The organism is Shewanella sp. FeAMO (assembly GCF_053653955.1).
Window position 1 is genome coordinate 701,715 of sequence record NZ_CM132201.1, and the last position, 21,426, is coordinate 723,140.

The window sequence follows — 21,426 nt, forward strand, 5'->3', positions numbered from 1 at the left end:
AAATGGCAATTCAGATATTACCCCCACAACTGGCCAACCAGATTGCGGCGGGCGAAGTGGTAGAGAGGCCGGCCTCCGTTGTGAAGGAGCTGGTGGAAAACAGCCTGGATGCCGGTGCAACCCGAGTCGATATCGAGATCGATAAGGGCGGTGCCAAGCTTATTCGAATTCAGGACAATGGCGGCGGTATCGCCAAGGAGGAACTGGCACTGGCGCTGTCCCGTCACGCCACTTCCAAGGTGCATACACTGGATGATCTCGAAGCCATTCTCAGCTTTGGCTTTCGAGGCGAGGCGCTGGCCAGTATCAGTTCGGTTTCCCGCCTGACCCTGACATCTCGCACGGCCGAACAATCCGAGGCCTGGCTTGCTTACGCCGAAGGCACGGATATGGGGGTTAAGATACTGCCTGCGGCCCATCCAGTGGGTACCAGTATTGAAGTGGTCGATCTCTTCTTCAATACCCCGGCGCGCAGACGTTTCCTCAAGAGTGACAAGACAGAATTCACCCATATCGATGAGTGGCTGAAAAGGATTGCGCTGGCCAGGCCGGAAATTCACCTGACTTTGAAACACAATGGCAAACAGGTGCGCAACTATCGTCCGGCAGAGAATGAAGCCCAATATCTGCAGCGTCTGGCTCAGGTTTGTGGTCGTCCGTTTGCCGAGCAGGCGTTGAAGGTGGAATGTCAGCATGACGACATGCGCCTCAGTGGCTACCTGCAGTCACCCTGGCAAGTTGAGCCTTGTGATACTCACTATTTTTATGTCAATGGCCGCCTGGTCAGAGACCGTTTGGTGAACCATGCGGTCAGGCAGGCCTTTGCCGGTTTGGCCGAGTTGGAACAACCCGGCTATGTGCTGATGCTGGAGCTGGATCCCCACCAGGTAGATGTCAATGTGCACCCGGCCAAGCATGAGGTGCGTTTCCATCAGGCCAGATATGTGCACGATTATATTCTGCAGGCCTTGAGCTCTGCCCTGCAGCAAGCGCAGCAACTGCCGGTCGATGACGTTAATCCGCATTTAAGCCAAACAGATTATGCTGCGCCCATTGATACGCGTTCAGACGCTGCTGGCACAAGCTTCACCCAAGGTGGGACGACAGATGGCAGCCGTGCCGAGCCACGTTTTCGAGAGCCCGAGTCAAGCGGCGGCAACGCTGGATATCAAAGCCAATATAGCGACAGCCCCCCTTTAGGCGGTAAGGCATCGGGTTCATATTCTGGGGGCAATCCCCGTCAGGGAGCCGCTGCCCCGTCCAAGTCGGCCATCAGCAGTTATGGCGCCTTATTGTCGACGCCTGGCGTGGTCAATGAAGCAAGCCCAGAAGCTAAGATGACCGTCATGCCACCTCTGTTGGATGGCGAGCATTGGGTGTTGGTCGAAGATGAGCAAATTAAACTGCTCAAGGTGAAAGCTGCTGCCAAGCGATTGAGATATATTGAGATTATCGCTCGCCTCCCTACCGGGTTGACCGGTCAGCCCCTGTTGATGCCGGTTGCTGTGGATGCCGACCCTGAATGGCCGGTATTACTGGGTGAAAGGGCTACTCTGCTGAGGCAGCTAGGGCTGGATCTCAGTATTCGTCATTCGCAGTTGATAATCAAAAAAGTGCCCCCATATCTGAGGGACACGCAGCTGGCGAGTTTGATCCCTGAGCTGCTGCAATGGCTCAGATTTGAGCAGCCCCAGGAAGCGGCCTTGGCTAATTGGCTGGCGCAGAGCAGCTTAAGTAGCTTTGTTTCGGCACCATTGATATGGCAGGGGATCTCTGCATTGGACGAGCAAGCTCGACAAGAAATTTTACAGCTGGCCAAGGTATTGCCCTGGCAGCAATGGTTGGAAGAAGAAGGCAGTGAGTAAGGCGAAACAGCCAAGAGTGCTGACATTGATGGGGCCCACTGCCTCAGGAAAAACAGCGTTGGCGCTGGAACTCGCCGAACATCACAACTGCGAGATCATCTCGGTAGATTCGGCACTTATCTATCGGGAAATGGATATAGGCACGGCTAAGCCCAGCGCGGAAGAGCTGGCTCGCGGGCCGCACAGGCTGATAGATATCCGCGATCCCCGCGAAAGTTATTCAGCTGCCGATTTTCGCAGCGATTGTCTGCGGGAGATTGAGCAGATAATCAGCATGGGAAAAACCCCGCTTTTGGTGGGTGGTACCATGTTGTATTTTAAAGCATTATTGGAAGGCTTATCGCCACTTCCCAGTGCCGATGAGGGGATAAGGGCTCAGATACAGCAGGAAGCCGAGCAGCAAGGCTGGCAAATGCTGCATCAGGAGTTGGCGCGGATTGACCCGGTTTCGGCCGCACGCATTCATCCCAATGACCCACAGCGACTGGCTCGGGCACTGGAGGTATATCGTATCAGCGGTAAGAGTTTAACTGAGCTGACTCAATCCAAATCTCCAGAGCTTCCCTATGATGTGGTGCAGTTTGCCATTGCGCCACAGGAGCGCAAGACGCTGCATGGGCTGATTGAGACAAGATTTATGCAGATGCTGCAGGCCGGATTCACAGACGAAGTGGCCAAGCTGAAGCAAAGGGGCGATCTGCACCTGGATATGCCCTCTATGCGATGTGTTGGATATCGTCAGTGTTGGCAATATCTGGAGGGTGAATTTGACCATGATACTATGGTCGAAAAAGCCGTCGCTGCTACTAGGCAATTGGCAAAGCGTCAATTAACATGGTTGCGAGGATGGCCAGAGTTGAATTGGCTGGAGAGCGGGGCGCAAGGGAATATAGTTCAGCTTATACGCCACTGCCGCTAGCTTAATAGCCCTTGCTGTATAATACTCAAACCGAACAAGAAAGCTTTTTGTTAGATTTTATATAAATTAAAAAAAGGAAATAAAAACATGGCTAAGGGGCAATCTTTACAAGACCCATTTCTGAACGCACTACGCCGTGAGCGCGTTCCTGTTTCCATCTACCTGGTCAACGGTATCAAGTTGCAGGGACAGGTGGAATCTTTTGACCAGTTCGTTATCTTGCTGAAAAACACGGTTAGCCAGATGGTATACAAGCATGCCATTTCAACTGTTGTGCCTTCTCGTCCATTCAACGTGAGCAATCACCAGGGCGGCGGCCAGCAGGGCTATAACTCGCAGCATGATGATAGCAGCGAACAGTAATAAGTTAAGGAGTTCACTTCTTGTTTGATCGCTATGAGGCGGGAGAAACTGCAGTACTTGTTCATATCGACTTTTCCGACGAAGACAGTCGGGAAGACCTTCTCGAATTGCAACTCTTGGTCGATTCGGCTGGAGCACGTTCGGTAGGGGTGATAACAGGAAGCCGCCGGGCACCTGACCGCAAGTTTTTCTTGGGGACGGGAAAGGCGGAAGAACTGGCAGCTTTGGTAGCTGCGACCGAGGCAAATGTGGTGATCTTCAACCACGCATTGAGTCCTGCACAGGAAAGAAATCTTGAAATCCTGTGTCAATGCCGGGTGTTGGACAGAACCACGCTTATCCTCGATATCTTTGCTCAGCGGGCCCGTACCCATGAGGGTAAGTTGCAGGTGGAGCTAGCGCAGTTGCGCCACATGTCGACTCGCCTGGTACGGGGCTGGACTCACCTTGAACGTCAAAAGGGCGGGATAGGTTTGCGCGGCCCCGGGGAAACCCAGCTGGAAACTGACCGGCGATTGCTGCGGGGGCGGATCAAGTCCATCAATCGTCGTTTGGAAAAAGTGGACAAACAGCGGGAACAAAGTCGCCGGGCCAGACAGCGAAGCGACTTGGCTACTGTGTCACTGGTCGGTTATACCAACGCCGGAAAGTCCACTCTATTCAACGCTTTGACAACATCGGAGGTCTATGCCGCCGATCAGTTGTTTGCGACCCTGGATCCGACGCTGCGTAAGCTGGAGTTGGACAACGGCGCCGTATTTTTAGCCGACACTGTGGGGTTTATTCGTCATTTGCCCCATGAGTTGGTGGCGGCGTTCAAGGCGACATTACAGGAAACCCGCCAGGCTGACCTCCTGCTGCACGTGGTGGACTGCGCCGACGACAATATGAATGACAACTTTGAGCAGGTGCAAGAAGTGCTCAAAGAGATTGAGGCCGATGAAATTCCGCAGCTTCTGGTCTGCAACAAGATAGATCTGCTGGAAGAGATAGGCCCAAAAATAGATTTCGACCCCGAAGGCCGGCCATACAGAGTATGGATTTCGGCCCAAAAAGGGTTGGGACTGGACCTTCTCAAGCAGGCGGTGGATCAACTGACCGCTGCCACTATAGTTGAGCTTAGCTTGAGAATACCGGCAATGGCCGGACATTATCTTGGCCAGTTTTATCGACTGGATGCGATACAGCAGAAAGAGTATGACGACCTGGGGAACTGTATCTTGTCTATTCGTTTACCACAGCCGGACTGGCATCGGCTGGTTAAACAGAGTCAAGGTGAGTTGGAAACCTTTATCCTCGAACCCGAGATTGATAAAGTAGTTTGTTAATAATCTCGTTTATTCATCCACTTATGGAGAGTTAAATGGCTTGGAACGAGCCCGGTAACAAGGGTAATGATCCTTGGGGAAACAAAGGTGGCAACGACAAGGGGCCACCGGATCTGGACGATGTATTTCGCAATCTGACCAAACGCTTTGGCGGCAAGGGCAACGGTGGTTCTGGCTTCAGCATGGGGACTCTGGCCATAGTTGCAGGTATTGCCCTGGCAGTATGGGGTTTTTCCGGTTTCTACACTATCAAGGAAGCGGAGCAGGGTGTCGTGCTGCGTTTCGGTGAACATGTCGGCGAAGTTGGTCCCGGCCTGCACTGGAAAGCTACTTTTGTCGATTCGGTTTTACCGGTAGATGTCTCAACGGTTCGCTCTATTCCTGCTTCCGGCAGCATGCTGACAGCCGATGAAAACATGGTCGTGGTTGAACTCGATGTGCAGTACAAGGTGAAAGATGCCTACCAGTATCTGTTCAGTGCCGTTGATGCCAACTCGAGCCTGCGTGAAGCTACCGACAGTGCGCTGCGTTATGTTATAGGTCATTCAAAAATGAATGACATTTTGACCACAGGGCGTGCCAAAGTTCGTGACGACACCCGCGCCGAGATTGAACGTATTATCGCGCCTTACAACCTGGGACTGCAGATTGAAGACGTTAACTTCCTGCCGGCCAGACCGCCTGAAGAGGTGAAAGACGCCTTCGATGACGCGATTTCAGCACAGGAAGATGAGCACACTTATATCCGTCAGGCCGAAGCTTATCAGCTGGAAATTGAGCCTAAGGCCCGTGGTCAGGTGGAGCGTATCAAGCAGGACGCCCGTGCATACAAAGAACGTGTTATCCAGGATGCCGAAGGTGCCGTGGCCAAGTTCAACAAGCTGCTGCCCGAGTATAAGCAGGCCCCTGAAGTGACTCGCGATCGCCTCTATATCGATGCGATGCAGCAGGTGTTCAGTGATACCAATAAGGTACTGATTGATGCCAAGAATAATGGCAATTTGATGTATCTGCCACTGGATAAGCTGATGTCTCAGGAAGGCAAGTCTAAACCCAAAACTGAACAGGAACCCGAGCAGCAAGTGGATGCCGTCAGTAGTCAAAGAAACACTAACAGCAGCAGTTTCAACGGACGCATGTCCCGCGAAGAGCGTATGCGTCAGGGAAGGGAGTAAACCATGAGCAGATTCGTACTCATTATTATTGCCCTGCTGGCGGTCGTTGGTGTGTCTTCGCTGATGGTCGTCAACGAAGGGGAGCGCGCTATTGTTTCCCGCTTTGGTGAAGTGTTGAAAGACAAGGTCGACGGTAAAATGGTGCCCCGAGTCTATGGCCCGGGTCTCAACGTTAAGATCCCGTTGATCGACAAAGTCCGCTATATGGATGCCCGTATCCAGACTCTGGATGGCGCCGCCGACCGCTTTGTGACCTCTGAGAAGAAAGACCTTATGGTCGACTCTTATGTCAAATGGCGGATCAAAGACTTTGAAAAGTACTATCTGGCTACAGATGGTGGCAACAAGTCCAAGGCCGAGTCACTGTTGCAGCGTAAGATTAACAGTGACCTGCGTACCGAGTTCGGTAAGCTGACCATTAAACAGATTGTTTCCGGTACCAGTGAAGGCAGCACAAGCTTGTCTGAGAGCAGCAGTCGTGATGACCTGATGCGTATCACCCTGGAAAATGCTGCCAAGAGTGCTGAAGGTCTGGGTATAGAAGTGGTCGATGTCAGGGTGAAGCAGATTAATCTGCCATCCAACGTTAGCCACAGTATCTTCCAGCGGATGCGTGCCGAGCGTCAGGCGGTAGCCAAGAAACACAGGGCAGAAGGTAAGGAAGCGGCTGAGAAAATCCGTGCACTGACCGATGCCGACGTGGTAGTGACTCTGGCCAATGCCCGTCGCGATGCAGAGAACATCCGCGGTGAAGGCGACGCCATTGCTGCCAAGATTTACGCCGATGCTTATACCAAGGATCCTGAATTCTTCAGTTTCCTGCGTAGCCTGGAGGCCTACAAGGCCAGCTTCGCCGGTAAGTCTGATGTCATGGTGTTGGAGCCGGACAGCGAATTCTTCAAATACATGAAGCAAAAAGGCAAGTAATTGCACTGCTTGAAAGACCCGGACTGGTTCCGGGTCTTTTTTTATCTTTTTCTCGGCTTGATGCGAAAGTCACAGAATTATTGGCATTAATGTGTAAAGCCAAAATATACTGTTAATAGTCAATTGGTTATGTTTTAGCTATGGTTAAATTACTCTCGAGATGCTCAGATTTTGCAGCCTAAATCTGCTGTTTTTTTAACCCCATCTGCTAAAAAACTGTAATCTCCCTAACCAACTTGTGTCTTTTGACTATGATCTGCTTCTAATTTTTCGCTATAATGAGCCCCGCCTCAAAATTCGACTTTTCCCTTTAGTGAGAACTAAGAGGCCTAAAGTCTTGAAAAACAAAAATTCCAACACCCTCTGGGAGATAAGTGGATGAGCAATGCGCCAGTCGATACCGGACGTCGCAGATTCCTGACAGCTGCAACCGCCGTAGTGGGCGGTGCTGGTGCCGTCGCTGTAGCGGTTCCCTTTATAAAGTCATGGAATCCGAGTGCCAAAGCGAAAGCTGCAGGTGCGCCGGTAGAAGTAAATATCAGTAAGCTAGAACCAGGTCAGCTGATCCGTGTGGAATGGCGTGGCAAACCCGTATGGATTGTCCGCCGTACAGAGGAAGTTCTTAACGAGCTCCCAACCCACGATGACAGACTGCGGGACCCGGCTTCTGACGAATTACAGCAGCCTGATTACGCCCAAAATGGCGTACGTTCGATTAAGCCTGAGTACTTTATTGCCGTAGGTATTTGTACTCACCTGGGTTGTTCACCTACTTACCTGCCAGACTCTTTCTCAGAGCAGGTTGAAGGTGTGACTTCAGGTTTCTTCTGTCCATGTCACGGTTCCAAGTTCGATATGGCTGGTCGCGTCTTCCAGGGCGTACCTGCTCCACTGAACCTGGTGATTCCTCCACATCAATACATTGATGATGGTAACGTGCTCATCGGCGTAGACCAGGGAGCTGCATAATGGTTAAGAATATAATTGACTGGATCGATGCGCGTATCCCTATGACGGCAACTTATAACCGCCATGTTGGTCAGTACGCCACCCCCAAGAATTTTAACTTCTGGTATTTCTTCGGCTCTCTGGCACTGTTGGTTCTGGTAAACCAGCTGTTGACCGGTATCTGGCTGACCATGAACTATGTGCCTACCGCCGAAGGTGCATTTGCCTCCATCGAATACATCATGCGTGATGTCGAGTACGGCTGGTTGCTGCGTTACATGCATTCCACCGGGGCCTCGGCCTTCTTTGTGGTGGTTTACCTGCACATGTTCCGTGGCCTGCTCTACGGTTCTTACCAGAAGCCTCGTGAACTGCTGTGGCTGTTCGGTATGTTGATCTTCCTGGTGCTGATGGCCGAAGCCTTTATGGGTTATCTGCTGCCATGGGGCCAGATGTCCTACTGGGGCGCTCAGGTAATTATCTCACTGTTCGGTGCTATTCCGGTTATCGGTGATGACTTGACCCTGTGGATCCGTGGTGACTATGTGATCTCAGGTGCAACCCTGAACCGCTTCTTCGCTCTGCACGTTATCGCGTTGCCTCTGGTACTTGTGGTACTGGTATTCCTGCACCTGATTGCGCTGCATGAAGTGGGTTCCAACAACCCGGATGGTATCGAAATCAAGAAGAACAAAGATGAAAATGGCTGGCCTGTCGATGGCATCCCATTCCATCCTTACTTCACTGTAAAAGATATCATGGGCGTTGCCGGCTTCCTGATTGTCTTCTGCTACGTGCTGTTCTTTATGCCTGAAGGTGGTGGTTACTTCCTCGAGAAGCCTAACTTCGAAGCTGCTAACCCAATGAAGACGCCTGAGCATATTGCACCTGTATGGTACTTCACTCCGTTCTACGCCATCTTGCGGGCTGTACCGGACAAGCTGGGTGGTGTCGTTATGATGGGTCTGGCGATTGCCGTACTCTTTGTTCTGCCATGGCTGGATCGCTGTAAGGTCAAGTCGGTTCGCTACCGCAGCATGATTCACAAGCTGAACATTGCTCAGTTTGCTGTGTCCTTTATCGTCCTGGGTTACCTGGGGGCGGTGCCTGCGACACCAACGCTGACCATTGTTGCCCGAATCTTTACTTTCACTTACTTCGGTTTCTTCCTGCTGTTGTTCATCTACAGCAAGAGTGAAAAGACCAAGCCAGTACCAGAAAGGGTGACATTCAAATGAAAAAGTTATTGATTGCTTTGGTTGCCTTTGTGCCTGGTATGGTGTCTGCCGCCAGTGGTCACAATGTGCACCTGGAAGATGCCAATATTGATCTGACCGATAAAGAGTCGCTGCGTCGTGGTGTGGAGCTGTTTCAAAACAACTGCGCCGGTTGTCACAGCACTCAATATCAACGTTACCAACGTGTCGCCGAAGATCTGGATATTCCTGTCGATGAGATGCGCAAGCTGATCCACACAGATGCCAAGATCGGCGAGCTGATGGAAAACTCGATTGAAACCAAAGATGCGGCCAAGTGGTTCGGTGCTGCGCCACCGGACCTGACTCTGGTAGCCCGTGTCCGTGGTGAAGATTGGGTATATTCCTACCTCAAAGGGTTCTACAAAGACCCAAGTCGTCCTTTCGGCGTGAACAACACTGTGTTCCCGTCAGTCGGTATGCCGCATGTGCTGGAAGGCCTGCAAGGCATCGCAACTCCAGTTATTGAAACTGAAGTTGTTGATGGCAAAGAAGTTACTAAGGTTAAAGGTGTGAATCCAGCTGAAGGTGGTAGTCTGTCTGCGGAAGAGTACGATCAGGTTGTTCGCGACCTTACCGGTTTTCTGGTTTACTCGGCTGAGCCGGTTAAACTGGAGCGCGAAAACCTGGGTAAATGGGTACTCGGCTTCCTGTTCATATTCTTCGTGATCGCATACCTGCTCAAGAAAGAATATTGGAAGGATGTACACTAACCCTTAGAAAGGGGTAGAATATATTATCCGCATAATGTAAACGGGGGGCATTGCCCCTCGTTTACATTTGTTTTTTTCAATTCCGGAGGGTATCAATGGCTGTTGCTGCCAATAAACGCTCTATCATGACCCTGTTCTCAGGTGCCGATGATCTCTATAGCCATCAGGTTCGCATCGTATTGGCTGAAAAAGGGGTAACTGTTGATGTGTTGCAGGTGGATCCCAATGATATGCCAGAGGATCTGCTGGAACTCAACCCTTACAACTCAGTGCCTACACTGGTAGACCGTGAACTGGTGTTGTACGAAAGCCGTATTATCATGGAGTATCTGGACGAGCGCTTCCCGCACCCGCCGCTGATGCCCGTTTACCCAGTTTCCCGTGGTCAAAGCCGTCTGATGATGCATCGCATCGATACAGACTGGTATTGCCTGGTCGACCGTATCCGTAAGGGTGACCGCGCCGATGCGGCCCGTAAAGAGTTGCAGGAAAGCCTGCTGTCTATCGCGCCTGTGTTTGCCGAAATGCCTTACTTCATGAGTGAAGAGTTCGGTTTGGCTGACTGTTATCTCGGCCCCTTGTTGTGGCGTCTGCCAGTGCTGGGTATCGAACTGGATAACCGCGCGGGTAAAGACATCAAAGCCTATATGAACCGTATTTTCGAGCGTGAGTCCTTTAAGGCCTCTCTGACCGAAGCCGAGCGCGAAATGCGCATGGGTATCTGATGAAAGATTTGACCCCAAGTCGTCCATATCTGCTTAGAGCTTACTATGAATGGCTGATGGATAATCAGCTGACCCCACATCTGGTAGTGGATGCCACTGTGCCGGATATTCAGGTACCGCTGCAGTATGTTAAGGATGGTCAAATAGTACTGAATGTCGCCGGCAGTGCTGTCGGTGGCCTGCAGCTCGGCAACGAGTTTGTCGAGTTCAATGCTCGTTTCGGTGGTGTGCCACAGCAAGTGCTGCTGCCTATGGCTTCTATTGTTGCCATCTATGCCCGTGAAAATGGTGCCGGCACAGTATTCGATATGGAAGACGCCTATCTGCTTGAAGAGGGTGAAGAATCACTGCTGAATGTGGTTGAAGAGGTTGAACAGCCACGGACTGAAGCCGAAACTGAACCTACAGCAGACAAGCCCAAACGGCGTGGCCACCTGACTTTGGTTAAATAAAGCCGGGTTGACGCTTCAGCTAAAGCATTGCAAAAAGCCAGTCACTATGACTGGCTTTTTCTTTTCAGTGGCTGCAATACCGCGCCTGCCAGCTCCACTCGGTTACGACCATTTATCTTGGCCTGATACAGAGCCTTGTCAGCCTGTTTGAGTGCCTCGCTTGCACTATCTCCAGGATCGAGAGTTGCCAGGCCAACAGAAGCTGTCAGTTGTAGGTAATGACTTTGATATTCCAGGCCTTGTTGTCTGAGGGACTCAAGGAGTTGCTCGCCTCTTTGCTGCAGGGCCTGAGTCCCGGTTTCATCCAGCCTCAGCAGTAAGGCAAACTCTTCCCCGCCTATTCTGGCCAGTCGCTCCTGAGGCTTGAGCGCTTTCTTGAGCAGCTTACTGACATGAATAAGGGCGACATCGCCGGCATCATGGCCAAAGTTATCGTTTATCTTCTTGAAGAAATCCAGATCCAACAGGGCAAGTACCCAGCAGCCCGGCTGCTCTCTTTGCAGTGCGACTTGGCGCATGAATGCGCGGCGGTTAAGCAATCCGGTCAAGGTGTCTGTGTCGGCCTGATGTTGCAGTACCAGCTCGGCGCGCTCGGCATACATTTCGCTGATCAGTAGTATGGCGCAGGAGCTGATAATACATGAGCAGATCACCAAGGCCTTTAAAATGGCCAGAGTGTGTGTAGAAAGCAGGGCGATATCAGGGTGGGATGGCCAGCCATGCAGCTCAAAGAAGCTGAACAATCCCAGATTGGCTAACATCAGGATCAGGATGGAACGCCATTCACGGATCTCAAACAGTACAACCAACATGATGGCAAACAGCAGGTAATAGCTGTGGATTTTGATACTGGTACCTTGGGCCGTCATTAAAGCTGTGGCGGCATCGGCCATCAACAGCAACATTAAACACCACCTGGCGGCAAAGAACTTTCCTTTGTAGTTGAGCAGTAACACCAGAGGCAGCAGGGCAATAAAGGGCAGCTGATTCAAGCCGGAAAGAATAAAGCCTTGGTTACCGCTGATATAAAAACCCAAAATAAACAGCAATATAGTTGTTACGGAAACCAGTACGCCCAAGTTGACCTGAATGACTTTACGCTCCCGGGTCTTGATAGCACATCTATCACACCCCAGCATCAGCAAAAAATTCAGCAACCTGGTCATATTGGGCATAGGCAAAGCACTTTTATAAGCCACTCGAAATATCAGCTTAATTCAAACCCCGTTGTTGAACCAGTCTTGGCGCCAGATAGCAGCGGATTGCCGGTGAAGTTTGGCGGAACGGCCAATGTCTTTCAGCGGTAAGCGGCAGGCATCTCCCCCTCTGTGCCACTTTGGCTTATTCCCAGATTACAGCGGCTATAAAGGTTAGGATTCTTGGCCAAAATGGCAATAAATCTACCCAAGCTGGCGCGGGAAGTTTCGGTCCCCAGAAAGCACTCGCCTTTTTGAGTAAGTTGAAACTCTTCTATCGGTTTATCGGTTAACCAGACGGGGCGCAGTATGGTGTAGTCGAGTGATGAAGCTTCGATAACATTGGCACTTCTGAGGTTAACAGGCCGGGTGAAACCCACCATACTCTTGTCCCAGCTATTGAAGGGTTCAGGAAGTTCTTCATAGATACCGCCGGCATTGAGTGCAACGAGGCGCTGCACCTGAGCATTTTCCATGGCGTGCACCAGATTTCGGGTCTTGCGGTCCAAATCCATTCCACCCATGGTGTTTATCACCAGATCGATTCCGGTCAATGCCGAGACCAGGTCATCGACTTTGTTGGCATCCCCCTCTACCAGCCGAACTCTGTCATTGTAAAGGTGTTGCAGTCGTTCAGATCTTCGAAGAAAAAGCGTCAGTTGCACTTCCTTTATCTCCAACAAACGCGGCAAGATGGCTTGCGCCGAACGGCCATTGGCACCGATTAACAAAATGTGCATCAACAAACTCCATTAAAGATGAAGGCTGGACAGAGGAGAGCCTCTGTCCGCTTGAAAGTTATAAATACTCACCGAAGAATGCGTTCAACTTATCGAAGGGGATCCGCTCCAATTGGTCATAGAGGTCAACATGGTTGGCGTCTTCGATAATCAGCAGCTCCTTGGGAGAGGCGGCTTCAGCGAAAGCTGTTTCACTGAAATAGCGGGAATGCGCCTTCTCACCGTGGATCAACAAAATAGGCCTGGGAGAGATTTCGGCGATATGAGTCAGCAGAGGTTGATTCATAAATGACATAGGGTTGGTGATGGTCCAGGAAGCATTGGAGTTGATGGCCCTTGGGTGAAAACCACGCGAGGTCTTGTAGTAATCGGCGTATTCCTGCACAAACCGGGGTTCACCTCCCTTAAGTTCCAGAGAGATTGGGCCATAGCCGGGTGAGCCATTTTCGGCATCCAACCAGCGCTGTTGGCTCAACTGGCCCAGAATTTCTTTGCGCTGCTCATGAGTCATGCTGTCGTTGTAGCCCTTGGACATGACCCGGGACATGTCATACATGGTGCTGGTTACCACGGCCTTGATGCGTTGATCCACTGCGGCAGCGTTCAGTGCCATGCCACCCCAGCCACATATGCCGATAATGCCAATTCGTTGGCGATCCACCTGGCTTTGCAAGCCGAGAAAATCCACGGCGGCACTGAAATCTTCGGTATTGATATCCGGGGATGCGACGTTCCTGGGTTCTCCACCACTTTCACCTGTATAGGAGGGGTCAAACGCCAATGTGGCAAAGCCGTATTCGGCCATCTTTTGGGCGTATAGGCCTGATGATTGTTCTTTCACCGCGCCGAAGGGGCCACTTATTGCGATTGCGGCCAGCTTGCCCTGCCTTGCTTTTGGCAGGTAGAAGTCGGCGGCCAGGGTGATGCCGTAGCGATTTTTAAAGGTGACTTTTTGATGTTCGACCTTGTCACTCTTGCTGAAGGTCTTGTCCCAACTGTCACTGAGCTTCAATTCAGACTCGGCCAATGCCGGAGTGGGGATGGTGGTTGCAATGGTCATGGCGATACCGGCTCCTGTCATTTTCAATAGTTCACGACGCCCATTATCGAGCGTCTCAGAGGGGGATTTTGCTGTGTCTAGGTTGTTCATGCTGGTGTTACTCTTGGTTGTAGGGCTGGTGCTCCAGGTGCTGGTTCAGCGCGGTTTGCGCGCGCTCGGCGCTGGCTTGATTCACCAGTTGCTTCAAGCCGGTGATCACAGATGTGAGTTGCTCAGGTGTTAGTCCCAGATTCATGGCAATGGCTATGTGGGCCTGAAGTTGGGGTTCAGCGCCAGGCAAAACCGCCAACATGGCCAGCGTTGCGATTTCCCTGTCATGCCAGCTCAGGTTATCGCGGCTGAAAATATCACCGAATAAATGGGTCTTGAGAAACTCATCAATGGCCGGTGCAAAGTCAAACAGAGGGCCTTGGACAACGCCTCCAGCCAGTTGTGTCTGGTTGGCTGTACCCGTTGAGAGTAACGCATCACCTTTGGGGAGCGGATGACTGGGCAACTTGCCAATTTCATCTGTCACGCCGCGAGCCTTGCGTGTCTCTACTACTGACATAAGAGTTCCCAGCGCATTGAGGCTACGGGGAAAGCCGGCGTAGGCATAAACCTGTACCAGTATTTCCTTGGTATCGTTGATAGTGAGTCCGGCATCCAGTCCCTGTTCCAGGGCGGTATCCAGCTTGGCCAAGTTACCTTCGGCGGCAAAAGCCGCAATAGGTACTATCGCTTGCTGTCTTGAGGTTAAAGGCTCTGGTTCTGTCATAGTGGGTGTCCTCGATTGGAACGTATGGGGTGTTTGTCCGGCAGTCTGAAATATTGGGATGCAAAGACACAGTATCAGCGGCCAATAACTAATCCCGGGTTTCATGGGTGCTTCCCTGTCTTGTCTGCTTGATCCTGTCCCAGATACTGTTCATCGCTGACCTTTTCCAGCCAACTGACATTACGGCCTTCATTGTCTTGACCCGTGACCACAAGATGTGTCATCGCAGTCTTGGGAGCTGCGCCATGCCAGTGCTTTATGCCTGCAGGACACCAGATCACATCGCCTGGCTTTATCTGTTGTCGAGGTTTGCCCCATTCCTGTGTGTAGCCTACGCCCTGAGTCACAATAATTTGTTGGCCTTTGGGATGGATATGCCAGGCTGTGCGGGTACCAGGCTCAAAGGTGACATAGGCTGCAGATGCATTGATTTCATCGGTCGCAGGAAACAGTGGGTCGATACGTGCTGCACCAGTGAAAAATTGCTCTGGCCCGGCAATTGAAGGCCGGGAACCTGCTTCTGAGATACTTTGCTTTGGCTGAGCAGCCACATTTGGCAGCGAAATGAGCAATAATGTGCAAGTGAATATGAAGTTGAGTTTCATTGCTTTACTCCTTGTTAAAGTGAGACTTGAGCTGTTTACTTTCGATAAGCCCCGATTTTTCTATGCGAATTTCCTGCTTGCCTGAAAATTTCATCAGCTCTTTGCCAGTGTCTATCCGCCCTAGCGGGATCAAGCCTTGGGCGTAGCCGTGATCACGATAGAAAATGGCCAGATTTCCCCAAGGGGCGTAATAGGTGAGGTCGCCAACTTTGGCCGAATGCCCGCTGGGGACATCCAAGGTGGAGAGCTTTTTGGGTAAGTCCGCTATTTTCTCACTGGCGCCATAGTCGCTCAGTTCAAGTTCAAGGGGTAATAAGGCAAGAAAATCCCGGCTGGCAGAGTTGTCTTCCAGGCTCGCGACCAGGGTTTTGCAGCCCAGTAACAGAGTTATGCTGTGCATGATTTTTGTCTCCTCAATCTGAGTGGGTAACTGGTCTTGAGCCAGAGACATTTGTCCTCCAAGGAAAGGCAGGACAAACATAAATGCCTTGGTTATCTTTAAACAGGCTGTATTGGTCAAAGGCTTTGTCCATGTCATCGTTAGACCCTATCCTTTTGGCTTTTCGGGGTTTCGTAGCCTTGTGTTACCCCGACCAAAGCTGTGGATAGCAACAGCAGCAGGGCGCTGATACCAAAACAGAGTTGGTGGCCACCAATGTCGAATAACACACCTCCCAAGGTAGAACCCAAGGCGATAGAGAGCTGAATGACTGCGACCATCAGGCCACCGGCTGTTTCGGCCGATTGCGGAATAGTCCGTGGCACCCAGGCCCACCAACCCACAGGGGCGGCTGTGGCGATAAGTCCCCAGAGGAGTAACAACACAATCACCAAGATCAATTGAGTGCCAAAGAACGCCAAACCGAGTGCGCTGACAGCCATCAACAAGGGCATGATTTTCAGCGTCAGATAAAATTGTCGTTTCAGAGCCCCATTGATAAGGCTGGTACCTATGAGCCCGGCCAGGCCTATGAGCAACAGGATCAGGGATAATGGCTTTACAGCCACTTGTGTGACGCTTTCCAGAAACGGGCGAACATAAGTGAATAGGGTAAACTGCCCCATAAACAAACTGGCAATCGCGAGCATACCGGACAGTACTACTGGAGTGCGTAACAAGCCCAGTACCGCAAAAGTGCCGCGGATCCTCGCTGAACGCTCTCTAACCGGCATGGACGGCAGGCTAAGCCATTGCCAAATCAGGGTGATGACAGCTATTGGCAATAAACAGAGAAAGGCGCCACGCCAACCAAGCAGTGAGCCCAGATAAGCGCCGAGAGGGGCTGCCAAAATCATCGCCAAGGCGTTCCCGCCATTGAAGATGGCCAGCGCCTTGGGGACTTGTTCACTCGGTACCAAGCGCATGGCAATAGCTGCCGACATGGACCAGAATCCACCTATGACGACACCGATCAGTGCCCGGCCCAGCAAGTAACTGGCATAGCTATCGGACAGACCTATGATGAGGCCGGAAATCCCCATCAGCCCAGTCAGTCCCAGAAGCAGTGTTTTACGGTTTATCTTACCGGCCAGTACCGGGATAAGTAAGCTGGTCACCACGGCCAATATGCCGGAAATGGCTATCCCTTGGCCGGCCATTCCTTCGGTTATCTGCAGGGATGAGGCTATAGGAGTCAACAGGCTGACCGGCATAAATTCAGACGCAATTAGGACGAAGACACATAACGACATGGCAAAGACACCACTCCAGCAGGCGGTATCTTCAGTGGTTGGAAGCGGATCTGTAACTGAATGGCTCATAGATTGAGAATTTCCCCTCTGGAGTAGCTGGCGCTGGTAGCCGTTGTTGGATGAATTTATGACCAGCAGAATAGGCCTGGACGCCTGTGGTAACAAGCGCTCTAAATTCATTGAAACTATGAATCCAATTCATTAATAACGGATGTTTTTCGGTTATATTGGCCCAGTTTTCGAAGTATTCTTGTGAATATTTGATTGATTTGGTGAGCTGAAGGCCAAGCAGGGGAATAATATGAAGCGGGAAGAATTGAGTGATTTAACTCTATTTATGGCGGTCGCTGAAGAGCGCAGTTTTACTCGCGCGGCGACCCGACTCGAGCTGTCCCAATCCGCGGTCAGCCATGCAATAAGGCGCCTGGAAGAGGGGGTTGGTATCAAATTACTCAATCGTACTTCCCGTAAAGTGTCCACCACAGATGCAGGTGAAAAATTGTTGGCGGCCCTCAAGCCCGGGCTGGGGATGATCAATGCGAGAATTGAAGAGTTGCGACTATTGGGTGATGCCCCTAGAGGATTGGTGAGACTGGCTACCAGTAAACCTGCGCTGCGAACCCTGCTGTGGCCCAATTTGTCACAGATAGTGCGTGACTACCCGGAAGTGCAGATTGAGCTGAATCTGGAAAGTCGCCTCACGGATTTGACCGAAGAACGTTTCGATGCCGGGGTAAGGCTGCGGGAGTTTGTCGGCCCGGACATGATTGCCGTGAAAATTGGCCCCGCTGTGCGATTGGCAGCCGTGGCCACCCCTGAATACTTCAAACGCCATGGCGTGCCAAAGCACCCCCATGACTTGGACGAGCATGCTTGCCTGGTATTGAGGTTTCATGCTCATGCACCTGTCTATGACTGGGAGTTTGAAAAAGAGGGCGAAGAGATAGTCAAACACGTATCCGGCCCCTTTATTTTCAGTGAGAGTGATGTGTGTATTGAAGCGGCCAAGGCCGGGCACGGCATTGCCTTTGTTACCGAAGCCGAAGTGACGGAAGAGATAGAGAATGGATCCCTTCGGCGGGTGTTGGCCGATTGGTGTCCGCCGTTTGAAGGATACTGCCTGTGTTATTCCGGGCGGCGTAATATCAGTTCGGCATTCAGGTTGGTTATCGACAGACTCAGGTATGAGGGTAAGGATTGAACTGGCCTCGAGGAGAACCGGCCCAAGGCATCTATTCGGGATACAATAAGTTTGTCGTTTGAATGAACCAATAGCTGACCGAATAAAGCTATCCTTGTTCATCCCCAGGTTGAACCTGCTCAGCGTTAAACGTAACATAGCGTGCGCAAAAAGATGGCGCCTGAAAAAAGATGGAATACCTACAGCGGTATCTTGTTTGCGGCACTGTAAGCCCTATCTCTTAAATCAATCGGTTCCCGTTATATGCTGCTGATGATCGACAACTATGATTCCTTTACCTTCAATCTGGTGCAGTATTTTCAGCAGTTGGGGCAGCAGCCTGTTATCAAGCGCAACGATGAGATTGGGCTCGATGAGATCCGCGAGCTGGCACCGGATTATCTGGTGATCTCTCCCGGGCCCTGTAGCCCGGATCAGGCGGGGATCTCGCTGGCCGCCATCGAATATTTTGCCGGTAAGTTGCCTATCTTGGGTGTCTGTCTTGGACACCAGTCGCTGGCTCAGGTATTCGGTGCCAAGGTGGTTCGGGCCAAGCGGGTGATGCATGGCAAGACATCGGCAATCAGTCACAATGGTCGCGGGCTGTTTCAAGGTCTGGCCAACCCCTTGACCGTGACCCGCTATCACTCGCTGCTGATTGACAGCGTGCCCGAAGGCTTCAGTCTGGATGCCTGGTATGATGACCCGGTACACGGGCGGGAAATCATGGCCATCAGCCATGCACAAAAACGCCTCTACGGCGTGCAGTTTCATCCTGAATCCATTCTGACCCAACAGGGGCTTGAACTGCTCAATAATTTCCTGCGTCTGGCTTAAGGAGCAGTGAGTCAGTCCCGGATTCGTACCAAGGCTCCATCCTTAACAAGCCTTTACAAGTTTTCAGCTTTTGCAGAACAACATCCTCTGGCAAATATGGTATAACAGGCCGCAATCGCTTGTTTTCTGTCATATGTCGCTTCCCGGCGGCCAAGATAACTATAAAAAAGGAAGGATGATGAAAAGCCTGATGCGTCATGCCGGTCTGAGTGTTTTGACTCTGGCCGTTCTCAGCGGCTGCGCCGCCACCGAGCCGCAACTCACCACCCAAGAGATCACCAACCCCAGCCAAACAGTACCCTTGGCAGCGCCTCCTGTGGCCGACAAGCCGTTAACTCTGAATCAAATTATGGCGGATCCAGATTGGATGGGACTCGCCCCCAAAGGTGCCTACTGGAGCGATGACAGCCACGCTGTGCTGTTCGCCCGCCAGCAGAGTGCATCTGTGCTGCGCAGTTACTATCGTCAGGGAGTGACAGACAAACAGGCGCAGGAGCTGGCGTTGTCTGAACTGCATACCGTCTCACAACGAGACGGTATTCTGAGCCCGGATAAGCGCCGCAAGGCTTATATCTATCAAGGCAACCTGTTTGTGAAGGCGCTCGATAGTGGTGAGATCACTCAGTTGACCCGACAAAATACCAAGGTTGAAGGGCTGCGTTTTTTAGCGAATGGCGATCTTGCCTATTGGCAGGCGGGGCAGATATTCAGATTGCATGCAGACTCAGGCCTTGTGGAGCAGCTCGCGGATATCAAGATGACCAAAGAGCCGGCACAGACCAAAGAGCCGGAAACTTATCTCGCCAAGGAGCAACACAAGCTGATCCGCTATGTGGCAAAGCAGCAGGAAAACGCCAAGGCTCGGGAGACATATCAGCAGCAGTTACGGAATGAAGACCCGACCCTGTCGGCCAAGCCTTGGTATCTGGGTGAGAGTGAGCAGCTGGTGGAACTGAGCCTGTCGCCGGATGGCCGCTATGTGCTGCTGGCGTTGCAGGACAAGAGTTACAACTGGCGTGGCGAACATGACATCATGCCCAACTATCTTGGCAAAGATGGCTATGTCGATCCTGTGCCTGTGCGAGCCAGAGTGGCTGAAGACAAGGCACCGGGGCAGCGCTTGGTACTGCTGGACTTGCAGCAGCAGAGTAAGAAAGAGATAACCATCGAAGGTTTGCTCGGTTACAACCAGGATGTGTTGGCCAGCGTCAAGGCAGAAAACGCCAAGGCGAAGGGGGAACGCTACGAAAGTGAAAAAGCCCCGCGCAAGATCCAACTGATGCAGGATTGGGGCTGGAGTCAGAGCGCCATTCAATGGCAAGACTCAGGCAAGCGCTTGGCCGTAATGCTGGAAGCCGTGGACAACAAAGACCGGTGGCTGGCCAGTGTCGATCTGGCCAAGGGCAAGCTGGTCACTGAGCACAGACTGCATGACGATGCCTGGGTCAACTATGACTACAATCAGTACGGTTGGTTACCCGGCAGTGACACCCTTTACTACCTGTCGGAAGAGAGTGGTTATTCGCAGCTGTATCTCAAGCCGCTCGGTGGCAAGGCGCGGGCTTTGACCTCGGGCAAGTTCGTGGTCAGTGACATCACCCTGAGCCCGGATAACCGTTATATCTACTACAAGGCCAACAAAGAACACCCCGGCAAGTACAATGTTTATCGGGTTGAGATAAGTAGCGGCAAGGATGAACAGTTGACCCAGTGGAACGGAGTGCTCGACTACAGCCTGAGCCCGGATGGCCGTTCGCTGCTGTTGACCGCCTCCAGCCTGACCCAGCCGGATGAGCTCTATATTCAAGCCATAGGCGGTGAGCTGACCCAACTGACCCATTACACCAGCGACAGCTTCAAGAGCTATCCTTGGCAGGCGCCTGAGGTGGTTGCCGTGCCTTCCAGCCATGGCGCAGGTAACGTCTATGCCAGGGTGTATCTGCCGGCTGGTTTCGACAAGGATCGCGCCGAATCATATCCGGCGGTGATCTTCAATCATGGTGCCGGTTATCTGCAGAATGCCCATTATGGGTTTTCCGGTTATTTCCGTGAGTTCATGTTCCATAACCTGCTGGCACAGCAGGGATATGTGGTGATGGACATGGATTATCGCGGCTCCAAAGGCTATGGCCGCGACTGGCGCACCGCCATCTACCGTAATATGGGGCATCCGGAAGTGGAAGACTTGGCCGATGGCGTCAAATGGATGAGCCAGCATGCCAATGTTGATGCCAAACGTGTGGGCACCTATGGTGGTTCTTACGGTGGCTTTTTGACCTTTATGGCACTGTTTACCGAACCCGAGTTGTTCCAGGCCGGCGCCGCGCTGCGGCCTGTGACCGACTGGGCTCACTATAATGCGCCTTATACCTCGAACATACTCAACACCCCGGACGTTGACCACATTGCCTATGAACGCAGCTCGCCCATCTATCATGCCGAGGGCTTGCAAAAGCCGCTGCTGATCATGAGCGGGGTAATGGACGACAACGTGTTCTTCCAGGACAGTGTCCGCCTGGTGCAGCGACTGATAGAGCTGGAAAAGCCGATGTTTGAGACGGCTATCTACCCGGTTGAACCCCATGGCTTCAGACAGCCATCGAGCTGGCTGGACGAGTATCGCCGCATCTATAAGTTGTTTGAACAAGAGCTGAAATAGTCACTTTACAGGCCTCATTCGAGGCCTGT

21 protein-coding genes are annotated in these 21,426 nt (G+C 51.9%); 14 read left to right on the forward strand and 7 right to left on the reverse strand.

All coding sequences use genetic code 11. The features are described 5' to 3' along the window. Positions 1-2 precede the first annotated feature (2 nt). The 11 genes from mutL to ACWAU4_RS03310 all read left to right on the forward strand — a co-directional run bounded on the left by mutL (position 3) and on the right by ACWAU4_RS03310 (position 10,671). Positions 3-1,865, forward strand: coding sequence for a DNA mismatch repair endonuclease MutL (gene mutL / locus ACWAU4_RS03260; RefSeq protein ID WP_144161433.1), 1,863 nt, complete (start codon positions 3-5; stop codon positions 1,863-1,865). Continuing rightward, positions 1,858-2,784: a tRNA (adenosine(37)-N6)-dimethylallyltransferase MiaA gene (gene miaA / locus ACWAU4_RS03265; RefSeq protein WP_208125485.1), complete on the forward strand. Its 927-nt coding sequence runs from the start codon at positions 1,858-1,860 to the stop codon at positions 2,782-2,784. The genes mutL and miaA overlap by 8 nt, the downstream gene beginning before the upstream one ends. 87 nt (positions 2,785-2,871) lie before the next feature. After that, the gene (hfq, locus tag ACWAU4_RS03270; protein ID WP_025011327.1) at positions 2,872-3,147 is read left to right on the forward strand and encodes an RNA chaperone Hfq; all 276 of its coding nucleotides are present in this window, start codon (positions 2,872-2,874) and stop codon (positions 3,145-3,147) included. Between the two features lie 20 nt (positions 3,148-3,167). Further along, positions 3,168-4,475, forward strand: coding sequence for a ribosome rescue GTPase HflX (gene hflX, locus ACWAU4_RS03275; protein ID WP_028779698.1), 1,308 nt, complete (start codon positions 3,168-3,170; stop codon positions 4,473-4,475). A 35-nt stretch (positions 4,476-4,510) separates the two neighbouring features. Continuing rightward, positions 4,511-5,650, forward strand: coding sequence for an FtsH protease activity modulator HflK (gene hflK / locus ACWAU4_RS03280; protein ID WP_025011326.1), 1,140 nt, complete (start codon positions 4,511-4,513; stop codon positions 5,648-5,650). Positions 5,651-5,653: 3 nt separating this feature from the next. Beyond that, complete coding sequence (gene hflC / locus ACWAU4_RS03285; RefSeq protein ID WP_025011325.1) at positions 5,654-6,577, forward strand: protease modulator HflC; 924 nt, start codon at positions 5,654-5,656, stop codon at positions 6,575-6,577. A gap of 378 nt (positions 6,578-6,955) precedes the next feature. Next, positions 6,956-7,546, forward strand: coding sequence for a ubiquinol-cytochrome c reductase iron-sulfur subunit (gene petA / locus ACWAU4_RS03290; protein ID WP_025011324.1), 591 nt, complete (start codon positions 6,956-6,958; stop codon positions 7,544-7,546). Then, positions 7,546-8,763: a cytochrome b gene (locus tag ACWAU4_RS03295; RefSeq protein WP_025011323.1), complete on the forward strand. Its 1,218-nt coding sequence runs from the start codon at positions 7,546-7,548 to the stop codon at positions 8,761-8,763. Before petA ends, ACWAU4_RS03295 begins: the two co-directional genes overlap by 1 nt. Then, complete coding sequence (locus tag ACWAU4_RS03300) at positions 8,760-9,494, forward strand: cytochrome c1 (protein ID WP_107005505.1); 735 nt, start codon at positions 8,760-8,762, stop codon at positions 9,492-9,494. The genes ACWAU4_RS03295 and ACWAU4_RS03300 overlap by 4 nt, the downstream gene beginning before the upstream one ends. Before the next feature lie 95 nt (positions 9,495-9,589). Then, the gene (gene sspA, locus ACWAU4_RS03305) at positions 9,590-10,219 is read left to right on the forward strand and encodes a stringent starvation protein SspA (RefSeq protein WP_025011321.1); all 630 of its coding nucleotides are present in this window, start codon (positions 9,590-9,592) and stop codon (positions 10,217-10,219) included. After that, complete coding sequence (locus tag ACWAU4_RS03310) at positions 10,219-10,671, forward strand: ClpXP protease specificity-enhancing factor (RefSeq protein ID WP_025011320.1); 453 nt, start codon at positions 10,219-10,221, stop codon at positions 10,669-10,671. The genes sspA and ACWAU4_RS03310 overlap by 1 nt, the downstream gene beginning before the upstream one ends. Before the next feature lie 44 nt (positions 10,672-10,715). Here ACWAU4_RS03310 and ACWAU4_RS03315 read toward each other — a convergent pair whose 3' ends face one another. From ACWAU4_RS03315 to ACWAU4_RS03345, 7 genes are all read right to left on the reverse strand, one after another. Beyond that, entirely contained in the window at positions 10,716-11,846 is a 1,131-nt protein-coding gene (locus tag ACWAU4_RS03315) for a GGDEF domain-containing protein (RefSeq protein ID WP_071239095.1), read from the reverse strand. Between the two features lie 122 nt (positions 11,847-11,968). Beyond that, positions 11,969-12,607 carry an NAD(P)H-binding protein gene (locus ACWAU4_RS03320; RefSeq protein WP_208125486.1) on the reverse strand — a complete coding sequence of 213 codons (639 nt, stop codon included), beginning with the start codon at positions 12,605-12,607 and terminating at the stop codon, positions 11,969-11,971. Between the two features lie 58 nt (positions 12,608-12,665). Further along, positions 12,666-13,757: an alpha/beta hydrolase gene (locus tag ACWAU4_RS03325; RefSeq protein ID WP_025011317.1), complete on the reverse strand. Its 1,092-nt coding sequence runs from the start codon at positions 13,755-13,757 to the stop codon at positions 12,666-12,668. A gap of 7 nt (positions 13,758-13,764) precedes the next feature. Further along, on the reverse strand, positions 13,765-14,424 hold the full coding sequence (locus ACWAU4_RS03330; RefSeq protein ID WP_071239094.1) for a carboxymuconolactone decarboxylase family protein: 660 nt from the start codon (positions 14,422-14,424) through the stop codon (positions 13,765-13,767). Positions 14,425-14,525: 101 nt separating this feature from the next. Next, entirely contained in the window at positions 14,526-15,029 is a 504-nt protein-coding gene (locus tag ACWAU4_RS03335) for a (R)-mandelonitrile lyase (RefSeq protein ID WP_101059276.1), read from the reverse strand. 4 nt (positions 15,030-15,033) lie between these two features. After that, entirely contained in the window at positions 15,034-15,429 is a 396-nt protein-coding gene (locus ACWAU4_RS03340) for a cyclophilin-like fold protein (protein WP_208125487.1), read from the reverse strand. Between the two features lie 140 nt (positions 15,430-15,569). Beyond that, positions 15,570-16,790 carry an MFS transporter gene (locus ACWAU4_RS03345; protein ID WP_454290450.1) on the reverse strand — a complete coding sequence of 407 codons (1,221 nt, stop codon included), beginning with the start codon at positions 16,788-16,790 and terminating at the stop codon, positions 15,570-15,572. 232 nt (positions 16,791-17,022) lie between these two features. On the opposite strand from ACWAU4_RS03345, the gene ACWAU4_RS03350 reads away from it, so the two are divergent. From ACWAU4_RS03350 to ACWAU4_RS03360, 3 genes are all read left to right on the forward strand, one after another. Beyond that, positions 17,023-17,922 (forward strand): LysR family transcriptional regulator, encoded by a 900-nt coding sequence (locus ACWAU4_RS03350; protein ID WP_208125488.1) that lies wholly within the window; start codon positions 17,023-17,025, stop codon positions 17,920-17,922. Positions 17,923-18,165: 243 nt separating this feature from the next. Further along, complete coding sequence (locus ACWAU4_RS03355; RefSeq protein ID WP_025889168.1) at positions 18,166-18,738, forward strand: aminodeoxychorismate/anthranilate synthase component II; 573 nt, start codon at positions 18,166-18,168, stop codon at positions 18,736-18,738. 178 nt (positions 18,739-18,916) lie between these two features. Next, the gene (locus ACWAU4_RS03360) at positions 18,917-21,397 is read left to right on the forward strand and encodes a S9 family peptidase (RefSeq protein ID WP_208126087.1); all 2,481 of its coding nucleotides are present in this window, start codon (positions 18,917-18,919) and stop codon (positions 21,395-21,397) included. The last annotated feature ends 29 nt before the right edge of the window (positions 21,398-21,426 follow it).

What these genes read in the sequence shown, in the direction of transcription:
- hfq (WP_025011327.1), top strand. Translation starts at nt 2,872, where the DNA reads ATGGCTAAGGGGCAATCTTTACAAGACCCATTTCTGAACGCACTACGC.
- ACWAU4_RS03330 (WP_071239094.1), bottom strand. Translation starts at nt 14,424, where the DNA reads ATGACAGAACCAGAGCCTTTAACCTCAAGACAGCAAGCGATAGTACCT.
- ACWAU4_RS03350 (WP_208125488.1), top strand. Translation starts at nt 17,023, where the DNA reads ATGAAGCGGGAAGAATTGAGTGATTTAACTCTATTTATGGCGGTCGCT.
- ACWAU4_RS03295 (WP_025011323.1), top strand. Translation starts at nt 7,546, where the DNA reads ATGGTTAAGAATATAATTGACTGGATCGATGCGCGTATCCCTATGACG.
- ACWAU4_RS03345 (WP_454290450.1), bottom strand. Translation starts at nt 16,790, where the DNA reads ATGAGCCATTCAGTTACAGATCCGCTTCCAACCACTGAAGATACCGCC.
- ACWAU4_RS03340 (WP_208125487.1), bottom strand. Translation starts at nt 15,429, where the DNA reads ATGCACAGCATAACTCTGTTACTGGGCTGCAAAACCCTGGTCGCGAGC.
- ACWAU4_RS03300 (WP_107005505.1), top strand. Translation starts at nt 8,760, where the DNA reads ATGAAAAAGTTATTGATTGCTTTGGTTGCCTTTGTGCCTGGTATGGTG.
- hflK (WP_025011326.1), top strand. Translation starts at nt 4,511, where the DNA reads ATGGCTTGGAACGAGCCCGGTAACAAGGGTAATGATCCTTGGGGAAAC.
- ACWAU4_RS03325 (WP_025011317.1), bottom strand. Translation starts at nt 13,757, where the DNA reads ATGAACAACCTAGACACAGCAAAATCCCCCTCTGAGACGCTCGATAAT.
- ACWAU4_RS03310 (WP_025011320.1), top strand. Translation starts at nt 10,219, where the DNA reads ATGAAAGATTTGACCCCAAGTCGTCCATATCTGCTTAGAGCTTACTAT.
- petA (WP_025011324.1), top strand. Translation starts at nt 6,956, where the DNA reads ATGAGCAATGCGCCAGTCGATACCGGACGTCGCAGATTCCTGACAGCT.
- ACWAU4_RS03335 (WP_101059276.1), bottom strand. Translation starts at nt 15,029, where the DNA reads ATGAAACTCAACTTCATATTCACTTGCACATTATTGCTCATTTCGCTG.
- ACWAU4_RS03315 (WP_071239095.1), bottom strand. Translation starts at nt 11,846, where the DNA reads ATGCCCAATATGACCAGGTTGCTGAATTTTTTGCTGATGCTGGGGTGT.
- mutL (WP_144161433.1), top strand. Translation starts at nt 3, where the DNA reads ATGGCAATTCAGATATTACCCCCACAACTGGCCAACCAGATTGCGGCG.
- ACWAU4_RS03355 (WP_025889168.1), top strand. Translation starts at nt 18,166, where the DNA reads ATGCTGCTGATGATCGACAACTATGATTCCTTTACCTTCAATCTGGTG.
- hflC (WP_025011325.1), top strand. Translation starts at nt 5,654, where the DNA reads ATGAGCAGATTCGTACTCATTATTATTGCCCTGCTGGCGGTCGTTGGT.
- ACWAU4_RS03320 (WP_208125486.1), bottom strand. Translation starts at nt 12,607, where the DNA reads ATGCACATTTTGTTAATCGGTGCCAATGGCCGTTCGGCGCAAGCCATC.
- sspA (WP_025011321.1), top strand. Translation starts at nt 9,590, where the DNA reads ATGGCTGTTGCTGCCAATAAACGCTCTATCATGACCCTGTTCTCAGGT.
- ACWAU4_RS03360 (WP_208126087.1), top strand. Translation starts at nt 18,917, where the DNA reads ATGAAAAGCCTGATGCGTCATGCCGGTCTGAGTGTTTTGACTCTGGCC.